Origin of the sequence: Rhizobium anhuiense bv. trifolii, from assembly GCF_024346605.1 — a bacterium.
In the GTDB taxonomy this organism is placed as follows: domain Bacteria; phylum Pseudomonadota; class Alphaproteobacteria; order Rhizobiales; family Rhizobiaceae; genus Rhizobium; species Rhizobium anhuiense.
In genome coordinates this window covers 926,324-939,812 of record NZ_CP098803.1, presented here as the reverse complement: position 1 = coordinate 939,812, position 13,489 = coordinate 926,324, and the positions used below count along the sequence as shown (strand labels likewise).

The 13,489-nt window shown below is 58.8% G+C and carries 7 protein-coding genes; 2 read left to right on the top strand and 5 right to left on the bottom strand.

Annotation, left to right across the window (positions count from 1 at the left end; translation table 11 throughout):
• Nucleotides 1-57: 57 nt before the first annotated feature.
• Nucleotides 58-1,119: an ABC transporter ATP-binding protein gene (locus tag NE851_RS13175; protein ID WP_028756846.1), complete on the top strand. Its 1,062-nt coding sequence runs from the start codon at nt 58-60 to the stop codon at nt 1,117-1,119.
• 12 nt (nt 1,120-1,131) lie between these two features.
• Nucleotides 1,132-1,857 carry an SDR family oxidoreductase gene (locus tag NE851_RS13170; protein ID WP_097596017.1) on the top strand — a complete coding sequence of 242 codons (726 nt, stop codon included), beginning with the start codon at nt 1,132-1,134 and terminating at the stop codon, nt 1,855-1,857.
• Nucleotides 1,858-1,860: 3 nt separating this feature from the next.
• Here the strand turns inward: NE851_RS13170 and NE851_RS13165 are convergent, their stop codons facing one another.
• From NE851_RS13165 to NE851_RS13145, 5 genes are all read right to left on the bottom strand, one after another.
• Nucleotides 1,861-2,112 (bottom strand): hypothetical protein, encoded by a 252-nt coding sequence (locus NE851_RS13165; RefSeq protein WP_097544580.1) that lies wholly within the window; start codon nt 2,110-2,112, stop codon nt 1,861-1,863.
• A gap of 345 nt (nt 2,113-2,457) precedes the next feature.
• A complete protein-coding gene (locus tag NE851_RS13160; RefSeq protein WP_254960926.1) occupies nt 2,458-8,250 on the bottom strand; it encodes a M10 family metallopeptidase in 5,793 nt (1,930 codons plus the stop codon).
• Between the two features lie 119 nt (nt 8,251-8,369).
• Nucleotides 8,370-9,827, bottom strand: coding sequence for an HlyD family type I secretion periplasmic adaptor subunit (locus tag NE851_RS13155; RefSeq protein WP_097596432.1), 1,458 nt, complete (start codon nt 9,825-9,827; stop codon nt 8,370-8,372).
• Nucleotides 9,824-11,971 carry a type I secretion system permease/ATPase gene (locus NE851_RS13150; RefSeq protein ID WP_183908747.1) on the bottom strand — a complete coding sequence of 716 codons (2,148 nt, stop codon included), beginning with the start codon at nt 11,969-11,971 and terminating at the stop codon, nt 9,824-9,826. Before NE851_RS13150 ends, NE851_RS13155 begins: the two co-directional genes overlap by 4 nt.
• Nucleotides 11,972-12,278: 307 nt before the next feature.
• Complete coding sequence (locus NE851_RS13145; protein WP_183908876.1) at nt 12,279-12,986, bottom strand: helix-turn-helix transcriptional regulator; 708 nt, start codon at nt 12,984-12,986, stop codon at nt 12,279-12,281.
• Nucleotides 12,987-13,489: the final 503 nt, after the last annotated feature.

The window sequence follows — 13,489 nt, the reverse complement described above, 5'->3', positions numbered from 1 at the left end:
TCAGACGCGCAAAGGATGCTGCAGCACTTTAAATTGCTGCTTTAGGGAGGAACGACTTTGGCAAATGTACAGGTGAGCGACGTCACCAAAAGGTATGGCGCACTCCAGGTCATGCACGGCGTCAGTGTCGACATAGAGGACGGCGAATTCGTCGTGCTGGTCGGCCCATCCGGATGCGGCAAGTCCACCCTGCTGCGGATGATCGCCGGTCTTGAGACCGTCAGCGGCGGCGACATCCGGATCGGCGGCCGTGTCGTCACCAACGCGCCGCCGAAGGAGCGCGACATCGCGATGGTCTTCCAGAGCTATGCGCTCTATCCGCACAAGACGGTCGCCGAGAACATGGGCTTTCCGCTGAAGATGGCCAAGCGCCCCAAGGCGGAGATCGACGAGAAGGTCGGCAGAGCGGCCGAGATCCTCGACCTGACGCGTTATCTCGACCGCTATCCGAAGCAATTGTCAGGCGGACAGCGTCAGCGTGTGGCGATGGGCCGCGCGATCGTGCGCGATCCGAAGGTCTTCCTGTTCGACGAGCCGTTGTCGAACCTAGACGCCAAGCTTCGCGTCACCATGCGCGTCGAGATAAAGGAGCTTCACCAGCGGCTGAAGACCACCACCGTCTACGTCACGCATGATCAGATCGAGGCCATGACAATGGCCAATAAGATCGTGGTGATGCGTGACGGCAGGGTCGAGCAGATCGGCAAGCCTCTCGATCTCTACGACTTCCCGGTCAACCTCTTCGTCGCAGGCTTCATCGGCAGCCCATCGATGAACTTCCTGCAGGGCCGCATCGCGACCCGCGACGGCAGGAAGGTCGTCGTCACCGACCAAGGTATCGCCCTTCCCATGGGAAGTACAAATGCGGATGAAGGAAGAGCCGTTACCTACGGCATCCGGCCGGAGCATATCACCATCGGCGATGAAGGCGTTCCGGTCGAGGTCTCGGTGTTCGAGCCCACGGGTTCGGAGACATTGATCTTCGGCCGCACGGGAGGCGTGCCGATCGACGCCCTGATCCGCGAGCGCATCGAAGTCGATCCCGGACGGACGATGTACTTCCATATCGATCCCCGGCGTGCGCATATCTTCGATCGGGAAACAGGCCAGAGACTGTAAGGGAGGCGATCCATGGAGTTCAAAGGAAAGACGGTCATCGTGACCGGTGCCGGAAAAGGCATCGGACGCGAAATTGTGAGGATGCTCATCGAACGGGGTGCGCAGGTCGTCGCGCTGACCCGGAGTGCTGCCGATGTCGAAGCGCTGCAACAGAAATCCGGCTGCCGGGCCATACAGGTCGATCTCGCCGATGCCGATGCGACCAGAGAGGCTGTCATCGCTGCCCTTCCCGCCGATTTCCTCGTCAACTGCGCCGGCACGACCGAACTCCAGCCGTTCCTGGATACGACAGTCGAAGCATTCGACCGACTTGTTGCGGTCAACACCCGTGCTCCGATGATCGTGGCCCAGGAATATGCCCGTTCGCTGATCAAGGCGGGCCGCAAGGGCGCCATCGTCAACGTCTCGTCGGTCGCGTCCTTCGTCGGCATCCCCGATCACGCTGCCTATTGTGCGTCGAAGGGCGGGTTGGATGGCTTGACGCGGGTCATGGCAAAGGAGCTTGCACCGCACGGCATCCGCGCCAACGGCGTCCACCCAACGGTGACGCTGACCCCGATGGCGGTGAAGGCATGGAGCGATCCCGAGAAAGCCGCGGGAATGATGAAGCGAATCCCCGTCGGTCGCTTCGCCGAACCGGCAGACATCGCCGAGGTCGTTCTTTTCCTGCTCTCCGATCAGGCTGCCATGGTGAACGGGATATCGATGCCGGTGGACGGCGGCTACATGATTGCCTGAAGTTCAGGACGAACGCGTCGTACGAGCCTGCGATTGCAATGGGGGAAGCGGCGACGTTGACCGCCGCACCAAGCGGCGCAGTTCATCCTGATCAACAAAATGATCCGTTACGCCGGCCTCTTTATCTGGATGACTGAAAACAAGACCGTCGGAATCCTCAAGCTTCAGAGCTTGCTCCGTATTCATGATCCCCAGTGCCTGGCGCTCGTACCCGGACTCGAGCGCCGCCTCGACGATGGCTTTTTTCTTGGGCATGTGGATGTCCTCCGTTCCTCAAAGGGTAACGGACGGCCGGAGTCGCGGTTCCGATCAGGGCATCACGATATGAGACCCGTTGAAACGAAAGCCTCGCCGATACACGGCCCGCCATGCGCGGGCCGCCCTGTTTTTGGCTCTCGCTACCACGTTTGGCGCTCCCACCAACGTTGAAACAGCTCCCCGGTACTGGCGATGCCGCCTAACTCTGCGAGGCATCTTGAGCACCTCAATCCTGATGACCGACGGCCTCCAACCAAGGACCCAGGTTGCGGCACGCAGCCGCAATAATCTCGGCCCGCTCCTCCTCGGCAGAAGGTTTCTCCGGGGAAGTCCGAGCGAAGGTCACGCAAACTGGAAATCCGTCGACTCCAGGCTCGATACGGCGACATTCTTCAACGTTATGGTGTTGTTGATATCCGCGGTAACGATTGTATCGCTGCCAGACTGACTGGATGCGGCAAGAAGCGACGCCCAATCGGCAAAAACGCTGTGATCGATCCTGATCGTGTCATGCGCTGTGCCGGTCGCCACGAAATTCGTGATCGTATCGTGGCCCCAGTTCGGCGAATAGATGAAAAAGTCCGCTGCCGCCCCACCGATGAGAATATCGTCGCCGGCACCACCGGTAAGCGTGTTGCCCCCGTTACCGCCGGTGATCGTGTTGGCAAGGTCATTGCCTGTTCCGGTAAAGGTTGCCGTTCCGTTATAGGTGAGGTTCTCGACATTGGCGCCGAGCGTATAGCTTGCCAGGTTCGTGCGGACCATGTCGGTCCCCGCAGCGGCGCTCTCTGTGACGCTGTCGCCGGCATTTTCGACAGCATAGATGTCGTCCCCCGCCCCGCCGATCAGCGTGTCGGCACCGGCGCTACCATTCAGCGTGTCATTGCCGTCGCCGCCGGAAAGCGTATCACTGGCAGCACCCCCGATGATAAGGTTGTCCAGCGAGTTTCCCGTTCCGGCAAAGGTTGCCGTTCCGTTATAGGTGAGGTTCTCGACATTGGCGCCGAGCGTATAGCTCGCCAGGTTCGTGCGGACCATGTCGGTCCCCTCGCTGGCGTTCTCGGTGACGCTGTCGCCGACATTGTCGACGGCATAGATGTCGTCCCCCGCCCCGCCGATCAGCGTGTCGGCACCGGCGCTACCATTCAGCGTGTCATTGCCGTCGCCGCCGGTGATCGTGTTATCAAGTGCATTGCCGATGCCGGTGAAGCTGGCGGATCCGGTGTAGGTCAGGGTCTCGACATTGGTCAGTGCTGCGATCGAGTAGGTCGCAAGCGACGTCCGGATTTCATCGGTGCCGGCACCGGCCGCCTCGTCGATCACATCGCTCGCACTGTCGACCATATAGATGTCGTTGCCGGCACCGCCGATCAGCGTGTCATTGCCGGCGCCACCGTCAAGCGTGTCGTTGCCGACGCCGCCGGCGATCGCGTTGACCAGGCTGTTGCCAGTCCCGATAAAATCGCCGGTGCCGATGAAGGTCAGGTTTTCGACATTGGCAATATTGGTCAAGGCATAGGAAGAAAGTACCGTCCTGATCAGATCGGTTCCTTCATTCAGCCCTTCGGTGACCAGGTCACCCAGGTCATCGACCACATAGATGTCATTGCCAGCAGCGCCGATCAGTATGTCCGCTCCCACCTTTCCGTCCAGGACGTCGGCACCTGCCGCACCCCGGATCGTGTTGGCAAGGTCATTGCCTGTTCCGGTAAAGGTTGCCGTTCCGTTATAGGTGAGGTTCTCGACATTGGCGCCGAGCGTATAGCTTGCCAGGTTCGTGCGGACCATGTCGGTCCCCGCAGCGGCGCTCTCTGTGACGCTGTCGCCGGCATTTTCGACAGCATAGATGTCGTCCCCCGCCCCGCCGATCAGCGTGTCGGCACCGGCGCTACCATTCAGCGTGTCATTGCCGTCGCCGCCGGAAAGCGTATCACTGGCAGCACCCCCGATGATAAGGTTGTCCAGCGAGTTTCCCGTTCCGGCAAAGGTTGCCGTTCCGTTATAGGTGAGGTTCTCGACATTGGCGCCGAGCGTATAGCTCGCCAGGTTCGTGCGGACCATGTCGGTCCCCTCGCTGGCGTTCTCGGTGACGCTGTCGCCGACATTGTCGACGGCATAGATGTCGTCCCCCGCCCCGCCGATCAGCGTGTCGGCACCGGCGCTACCATTCAGCGTGTCATTGCCGTCGCCGCCGGTGATCGTGTTATCAAGTGCATTGCCGATGCCGGTGAAGCTGGCGGATCCGGTGTAGGTCAGGGTCTCGACATTGGTCAGTGCTGCGATCGAGTAGGTCGCAAGCGACGTCCGGATTTCATCGGTGCCGGCACCGGCCGCCTCGTCGATCACATCGCTCGCACTGTCGACCATATAGATGTCGTTGCCGGCACCGCCGATCAGCGTGTCATTGCCGGCGCCACCGTCAAGCGTGTCGTTGCCGACGCCGCCGGCGATCGCGTTGACCAGGCTGTTGCCAGTCCCGATAAAATCGCCGGTGCCGATGAAGGTCAGGTTTTCGACATTGGCAATATTGGTCAAGGCATAGGAGGAAAGTACCGTCCTGATCAGATCGGTTCCTTCATTCAGCCCTTCGGTGACCAGGTCACCCAGGTCATCGACCACATAGATGTCATTGCCAGCAGCGCCGATCAGTATGTCCGCTCCCACCTTTCCGTCCAGGACGTCGGCACCTGCCGCACCCCGGATCGTGTTGGCAAGGTCATTGCCTGTTCCGGTAAAGGTTGCCGTTCCGTTATAGGTGAGGTTCTCGACATTGGCGCCGAGCGTATAGCTTGCCAGGTTCGTGCGGACCATGTCGGTCCCCGCAGCGGCGCTCTCTGTGACGCTGTCGCCGACATTGTCGACGGCATAGATGTCGTCCCCCGCCCCGCCGATCAGCGTGTCGGCACCGGCGCTACCATTCAGCGTGTCATTGCCGTCGCCGCCGGTGATCGTGTTATCAAGTGCATTGCCGATGCCGGTGAAGCTGGCGGATCCGGTGTAGGTCAGGGTCTCGACATTGGTCAGTGCTGCGATCGAGTAGGTCGCAAGCGACGTCCGGATTTCATCGGTGCCGGCACCGGCCGCCTCGTCGATCACATCGCTCGCACTGTCGACCATATAGATGTCGTTGCCGGCACCGCCGATCAGCGTGTCATTGCCGGCGCCACCGTCAAGCGTGTCGTTGCCGACGCCGCCGGCGATCGCGTTGACCAGGCTGTTGCCAGTCCCGATAAAATCGCCGGTGCCGATGAAGGTCAGGTTTTCGACATTGGCAATATTGGTCAAGGCATAGGAAGAAAGTACCGTCCTGATCAGATCGGTTCCTTCATTCGACCCTTCGGTGACCACGTCGGCGATGTCATCGACAATATAGGTGTCGTTGCCTGCTCCGCCGATCAGTGTGTCGGCTCCCGCCTTCCCGTCCAGAGTGTCGGCACCTGCCGCACCCCTGATCGTGTTGGCAAGGGCATTGCCCGTTCCGGCAAAGAATGCCGTTCCGTTGTAGGTGAGATTCTCGAGATTGGCGCCAAGCGTATAGGTCGCCAGGTTCGTGCGGACCGTGTCGGTCCCCTGGCCGGCGTTCTCGGTGACAATGTCGCCGGCATTGTCGGCGGCATAGATGTCATCTCCCGCCCCACCGATCATCGTGTCGCCGCCGGCGCTGCCATTCAGCAGGTCATTGCCGACGCCGCCGGAAAGCGTATCGCTGCCAGCGCCACCGATGATCACGTTGTCCAGCGAGTTTCCGGTTCCGGCAAAGGTTGCCGTTCCATTATAGGTAAGGTTCTCGAGATTGGCGCCAAGCGTATAGCTCGCCAGGTTCGTGCGGACCGTGTCGGTCCCCTGGCCGGCGTTCTCGGTGACAACGTCGCCGGCATTGTCGGCGGCATAGATGTCATCTCCCGCACCGCCGATCATCGTGTCGGCGCCAGCGCTGCCATTCAGCAGGTCATTGCCGACGCCGCCGGAAAGCGTATCGCTGCCAGCGCCACCGATGATCACGTTGTCCAGCGAGTTTCCAATGCCGGCAAAGGTTGCCGTTCCATTATAGGTGAGGTTCTCGAGATTGGCGCCAAGCGTATAGCTCGCCAGGTTCGTGCGGACCGTGTCGGTCCCCTGGCCGGCGTTCTCGGTGACAACGTCGCCGGCATTGTCGGCGGCATAGATGTCATCTCCCGCCCCGCCGATCATCGTGTCGCCGCCGGCGCTGCCATTCAGCAGGTCATTGCCGACGCCGCCGGAAAGCGTATCGCTGCCAGCGCCACCGATGATCACGTTGTCCAGCGAGTTTCCGGTTCCGGCAAAGGTTGCCGTTCCATTATAGGTAAGGTTCTCGAGATTGGCGCCAAGCGTATAGCTCGCCAGGTTCGTGCGGACCGTGTCGGTCCCCTGGCCGGCGTTCTCGGTGACAACGTCGCCGGCATTGTCGGCGGCATAGATGTCATCTCCCGCACCGCCGATCATCGTGTCGGCGCCAGCGCTGCCATTCAGCAGGTCATTGCCGACGCCGCCGGAAAGCGTATCGCTGCCAGCGCCACCGATGATCACGTTGTCCAGCGAGTTTCCAATGCCGGCAAAGGTTGCCGTTCCATTATAGGTGAGGTTCTCGAGATTGGCGCCAAGCGTATAGCTCGCCAGGTTCGTGCGGACCGTGTCGGTCCCCTGGCCGGCGTTCTCGGTGACAACGTCGCCGGCATTGTCGGCGGCATAGATGTCGTCCCCCGCCCCGCCGATCATCGTGTCGGCGCCGGCGCTGCCATTCAGCAGGTCATTGCCGGTACCGCCAGAAAGCGTATCGCTGGCAGCGCCACCGATGATCGTGTTGTCGAGCCCATTTCCGATACCGCTGAAGGCCCCGGTGCCGGTGTAGGTCAGGTTTTCGACATTGGCGCCAAGCGTGTAGCTTATCGTGGCGAGAACCGTGTCGGTCCCCTCGCTGGCATTTTCGGTGACGACGTCGGCGGCATTGTCGACGATGTAGGTGTCGGTGCCAGTACCGCCGATCAATGTGTCGGTGCCAGTACCGCCGTCCAGCGTGTCGTTGCCAGCACCACCGATAAGCCAATCATTTCCGGCATTGCCCCAAAACGTATTGTTCGCTTCGTTGCCGACAATCGTATCGTTGCCGGAACCGGCCTGAACATTCTCGATCAACGAGGCAAGATTGCCATGATAAAGAAGGGCATTGAAAATGTTGCCGCGGGCATAACCACCATTCGGGCCACCGTTCAAATCGGCCAACTGACCTTGGGAAAAGACCGAGTAACTCCCGGGTTGCAGGTCGATGTTAAGGGCGGTGGAATAGGCGCTGAGATCATAGGTGTCGATACCGCCGCCGTCCCAGACGGTTGCGAAGATCCTGTTGGCATCGGGCGTGATGGCCGCAACGCCGTTGACATATGTGATGCCTTGGTTCGGGTTCCACGTATAGACGGTATTGCCACTGTTGGTCGTGTAGTCCGCCCCATACATTTCCTGCAGGGCGGCGATGTCGAGCATCATGAAGGTTTGAGGCGCGCTGTCATTTTCATATTTGTACCCGTACAGATCATCTCCGACATATGTGCGGTAGGTCATGATCGTGTATTCGAGCGAGTCGTATGCAGCCGGAACAACTGTCATATTGGAACCATACGCTTCCTGAGCATGTTTCAGCCCGAGAGCGTGACCCAGCTCATGCGCCACGGTATGGCCCGCATAGTTGCCGAACCCCGGAAAGCGAAGATCATATTGAGTGCCGGCGTATGCCGTTCCGAACCAGACATCGCCGCCGACGCCGCCAACAACTGGAGTATAGGCCCATGCCGTCGAAGGTAGGGACGATTGAGCGAACCGCACCGTTGCATTGCTCTCGTTCCCGGCCACAAAGCTGGCGTTTGTAAACCCCTCTACGGAGAAGCCGTCATTTGCCGCATTTCCGTAGGATTGCTCCATAAAGAACAAGGCAAAAGACTGCTGTTGTGAGGAAATCGAAGAGAAAGCATTGTCTTTCTCGCCGCTATAGGCATATGACGCCGAGGTCGTGGGAAACGCATAGGTTATCGTTCCGTCCCAGGCAGCGCCGGCGAAAAGCCCGTCAACCTTCTGATCCCCAGTCAAGCTGACGTTCTTCGTCGAAGTAATAAGGTTCGTCATAAAATCCCCGTTTGCCTAATCAACTCTGCCGTGCCAAATGCCGGTTCCCTCTGCTCCGCATGAGGGTAAACTTCAACTACAAGTCTTATCTCGCTTCAGTAAGGTTTTGACCTAAATCACTAACGCTCATGAAGCGCTTCCTCCGCGACCTCGATCAAAGGCGAGAAGACATATTCCAGGATCCTGCGCTCGCCCGTTCGAACCTCCGCAACTGCTGCCATGCCCGCACTGAGCTGAACGCTACGGCCGTCTGCTAGAATTTGATCGGCCTCCAAACTCAATGTCACGGGAAAAACGAGGTTCTGCATCCTTTCGGCGCCGCCGAACGTTGTCTCCGCCTGTCTTGCCGCAGGGTCGCCTTCACGACGCGCGGCATCGGGCTCCGGAATCGCATCGGCCGCAATCTTGATGACGCGGGCCGGGATCGTTCCGTAGCGCGTAAAGGGAAAGGCTTCGAGCTTGACGACCGCATCCTGGCCGACTTTGATGAAACCGATGTCCTTGTTCAAAGCGTAAACTTCGAGTTCCAGTGTGCTTCCCTCAGGCACGACACGCATCACATCCTCGCCGACGGTCACCACTTGGCCCACACTGGTAATCGAGGATGCTTGCACCGTGCCGTCTATTGGACTGCGCAAAGTCATCTGCTCACGAACATTTATGGCTTTCGCCAGTCGCTGCTCCAGCTCTTCGACCCGACGTTCCGCATTACCCAGCCGCTCGAGCTGATCGCCTAGGAATGCTCGTTTTAGCTTGTCCTTTTCCCGCGCAAGGACCTCGATACCAGCGGCGGCGTCAGCGAGCTGACCTTCCTGCATAGCCAGTTGCGTCGCCTGCTCCTTCAATGTTTGCGTCGCATCGATCACGCTTGCCATGGTGCCGGCTTCCTTCGAAGCCAGCATATTGCGCATCGCCACACGCTCTTTCAGCGTTTCAACCAGCGAGTTCTGAGCCGCAACCGTCACCGTCAGACGATCGCGCTCGACTTCCTTCTGGTGCTTCTGAGCATCAAGCGACGCAACTGCGGCCTGGTATTGTTCGAGGTCGCCCCGCAGGATGCCTTCTTCACGTCGACGCAATTCATCGGACGCGTCCGCATCCCATGAGATCGTTGGCGGCAGCTGGCCGCTCTCCTGAGAACGAACATAGTTTACCGCAGCTGTTCGGCGCCGGACCTCGGCGCTCACAGACGCCAGGCCTTTTGCCGCATCCGTCTCATCGGCAATAGCATCCGTCGGATCAAGCTCGAGGAGGATATCACCGGTCTTGACCTGTGTGCCATTTGATGGCGGAAGCGCCTTCACCTTACCCGTCAACAGCGGCTGAACAACCTTGACGCGGCCGGCCGGCTGAATCTTGCCCTGTGCGGCTGCGATGATGTCGATGTGGCCGATATAGGACCAGATCAATGCCGTTGTGACGAAGGCGCAAATGATCAAGATCAGCGCCAGGCGCACCGGCGAGGGTGGGGTCTCGAGGATTTCGATCGCCGGTGCCAGAAACTCATGATCGGATCGCTTGGCCGGGCGCGGCGCAGGACCGGCATATCGAACAGCTTGGACAGGTCCACTTTTCATGCGGCGCCTCTGTCATTCTGCAAGGCCCAAAGCCGCGCATAGAGCCCGTCCGGGCGCTTAAGCAGCTCGTCATGGCTGCCAATTTCCGCTATGCGCCCGTCTGCCATACCGATGATCCGATTGCAGGGCCGCACAGCTGCGAGCCGGTGCGCGATGATGATAACCGTTCGGCCGGCGGCGATCTGGCGCATATTGGTCTGTACGACCCGTTCGCTTTCATAGTCGAGGGCGCTGGTCGCCTCATCGAAAATCAAGATCGGCGGGGCTGTGGCAAGCGCACGGGCAATGGCGATCCTCTGACGCTGGCCGCCGGACAGGTTCGCGCCACGTTCTTCGATCATCGTGTCGTAGCCTTGCGGCAACCGCAAAATGAATTCATCCGCCCCGGCGAGCTTGGCAACCGCAATAACCTGAGCGCGGTGCATCGCCGGGTTTGAGAAAGCGATATTGTCGTGGATCGTGCGGTTGAACAGCAGATTCTCTTGGAGAACGACTCCTATGTGGCTTCGAAGCCAAGCGGGGTCGAGTTGTGATAGATCCATGCCATCCAGCAGGACCTGACCCTCTTCGGGGACGTAGAGACGCTGCACCAGTTTGGCAAGCGTGGACTTTCCGGAACCCGATGCGCCGACGATACCGATGATTTCTCCGGGTTTGATGTCCAGCGATACGTTTTTCAAGACTTCCGGAGAGCCGGGCCGATAACGGAAGGTGACATTTCGAAGTTCAATGTTCCCCCGTGGGGCAGGCAACGACAAACGGGAGCTTGGCTGACGCTCCATCGGCGTGTTCAGAATGTCGCCGAGCCGATCGACCGAGATCTGCACCTGCTGGAAATCTTGCCAGAGTTGGGACAACCTCAAAACCGGCTGGGTGACCTGCCCTGCGATCATGTTGAAGGCAACAAGCGAACCAACGGAAAGCTCGCCGTTCATCACGGCCCTTGCACCGAAAAGAAGAAGGACCGCCGTCGAGAGCTTGCTCACATATTGAATGGCATTTTGTCCGCCAGCGCTCAGCAGTGTCGTATCGAAGGCTGTTCGCACGTAAGCTGCGAGCTTTTCCTCCCACTGCGCCTGCATCACCGGCTCCACCGCGGCGGATTTAACCGTGTGGACACCGACGATCGCTTCGACCAGGAACTGCTGGCTTGCCGCTCCCCGATTGAACTTCTCTTTGACGAATTCGCGCAGCGGCGGTCGAACCACGATTCCGATCAGGAGGTAGATCGGGATCGCCGCAACGACAATCAGGGTCAAGCTCCAGGAATAGGCGAAAAGAACCGCGATGAAGACAAAAGTGAAAATGACGTCGAGCGCCGAAAACAACCCCTGCCCGGTCAGAAATGCGCGGATCGTTTCAAGTTCTCGAACGCGGGCGACGGTCTGGCCGGCTGATCGCGTCTCGAAGTACTCCAGCGGTAGCCGCAGGAGATGATGGAACAATCGTTGGCCGAGCTCGACATCGATCCGGTTCGTCGTGTGAGCCAGCGCATAGGCCCTCAGATATTGAAGCATGACATCGAAGAGACCAATGATCGCGATGCCTGCAACAAGCACGAACAACGTCGAATAGGCTTTGTGCGTCAGGACCTTGTCGACCACGACCTGGAAGAACAAAGGTGTGATGAGCGCGAAGATCTGCACAAACAGCGAGGCAAGCAATACATGGGCAAGCGGCTTTCGATAACGCCAGATCGATGGCAGAAACCACTTGAAGCCGAATTCTCGCGGGTCGGACCCTTCGCCTCTTATGCGCCGCCCCACAAGAATAACGCGCGCGTCGATTTCGGCTAGTATATCCGCAGAAGCGATTTCACGATCGACGCGCGTTATCGGATCGACGAGTCTGTACTTTCCCGATGGGTTCAAGCCGCCGAGCACCTGAAAGGAGCCGCTGCGCACCTGGACAATGGCGGGGACAGGCATGGCTCGAAGACGTTGCTCCGTGACCTTCTCCACGACACGCGCCTTAAGCCCGATGATCTTGGCTGCTCGCTGAATGTCGATGGCCTGGGACGTGCGCCCCTTCAACGCCAGATCGTGCTGCAGCTGAACCGGGTCGGCAGCAATGCGATAGAATGCAGCGATGCCGCAGAGCGCACGAAGACCGGAGTCCAGATGCTGCGAAAGGCTGCCATCCATGCGCGGAACTATTCCCCTGAAGCTACAGATTACCGCGCTCCACCGGCCCAACCGCCTGCTGCGGCTGCTTGCTGATGATGTAACTCACTCGGAAATACTGCGCCACGGGGGGATATTGGAGCTAGCCTGATTTCGAGCCGGTTGTGGCGAAGAAGCAACAACGCACCGACGGTAGCACAGTCTAGCTTCGCCGGGGGTGGCAACGGCTCGAGTCAGGGAGCAATCTTCGGCGCCTATGATGGGATCAAACCGCGCTCCGACACCCACTCAAACGTTGAGACAGCGCCCCGGTACTGGCCGACACCGCCTAACTCGGCGAGGCGTCAGGCCCACCGGCGGCTCTTTGAATTAAGCGGGCAACCACTTCAGTGCGGTTCTGCGCCTGCAACTTGCGCATAATGTGTTGCAAATGCATCTTGACCGTATGCCCCGACAAATTGAGTTTTCCTGCAATTACCTTATTTGAACAGCCGGATTGCAGCTCTGCGAGGACATCCGCCTCCCGGGGAGTGAAATCAGCAATCGCCAAGTACTGCGTCCTATCATCCAAGCATTTTTCGGCCTCATTTCTGGCCGGGCTATGCTCGCTTGAGCTGTTTGCAACAGCTCCCAATAGCTGCGGGAAAAATGTTCCTCCTGCCAGAACGAGGCGAAGACCGGCAAGGGCAATATCAACGGGAAGTGACGTCGAGAAAAAGCCGCGGATGCCTATCTCGAGCGCCTGACGGACTATGATGACGTCATCCGTACTTGAGAGCAACGTGATAGGAGCCTCAGGAAAACGTGCAGCAATTGCCGCGAGATCTTCCCGCAGGCTGGCGCTCTCGACATCTCTGCCAGCCAGATCCAATGCAATCAAACGCACCTCGGCTCCAAGAGCCCGATCGAGACTCTCGGTCGAGATCAAATCTATAAAGTTCCACCCGGCGAGTTCACGCTCAAGAAGCTTCACCACGGTGGTGCGCGCCAAAGTAGAATGCTCAATGATGATCACAGTTGGTGCATTGCGCCCCATACGGCGCTTGATTTTAGCAATGTCGGACACTTGCGCGCTCCCCAGATATTTGCAACGCAACAGCTGTTCATATTATTCCTGTTCTCATTACATGTCATGATAAAAAGTGAGTGTATTTCAGATATCAATAGTCTGATCTCTCACGATAATTCTTATAGTCTATAAGATTTGAGTGAGAGATGACTAGGCCCGCAGGGCGTATTTAAGAGATTGTTCATGAGGGTCTGCTGGTTCGACTTGTCGCTACAGACTTTCCATCCCTTCGCCGAATTCACGTACGGCAAGCGGGTCAACAAAGCTTTCAAAGGCACTGAAAAAGCAACCGATCTGCTACAGACCCATTTCGGAAGGAACCAGTGGAGATAACCAGCTGCCGATCGGCTCGGCTTTGTTTCCATATGTCGGTTCAAAACAGCCGCAGACCCAGACAGCAAAACGACAACCGAAAAAAGCGACAAAACCACAAGATCGCTGATTACCCATTATGATTAGTGAAACTACAC

Coding starts and splice junctions, on each gene's coding strand:
- NE851_RS13155 (WP_097596432.1), bottom strand. CDS start 9,827: ATGAAAAGTGGACCTGTCCAAGCTGTTCGATATGCCGGTCCTGCGCCG.
- NE851_RS13165 (WP_097544580.1), bottom strand. CDS start 2,112: ATGCCCAAGAAAAAAGCCATCGTCGAGGCGGCGCTCGAGTCCGGGTAC.
- NE851_RS13145 (WP_183908876.1), bottom strand. CDS start 12,986: ATGGGGCGCAATGCACCAACTGTGATCATCATTGAGCATTCTACTTTG.
- NE851_RS13160 (WP_254960926.1), bottom strand. CDS start 8,250: ATGACGAACCTTATTACTTCGACGAAGAACGTCAGCTTGACTGGGGAT.
- NE851_RS13150 (WP_183908747.1), bottom strand. CDS start 11,971: ATGGATGGCAGCCTTTCGCAGCATCTGGACTCCGGTCTTCGTGCGCTC.
- NE851_RS13170 (WP_097596017.1), top strand. CDS start 1,132: ATGGAGTTCAAAGGAAAGACGGTCATCGTGACCGGTGCCGGAAAAGGC.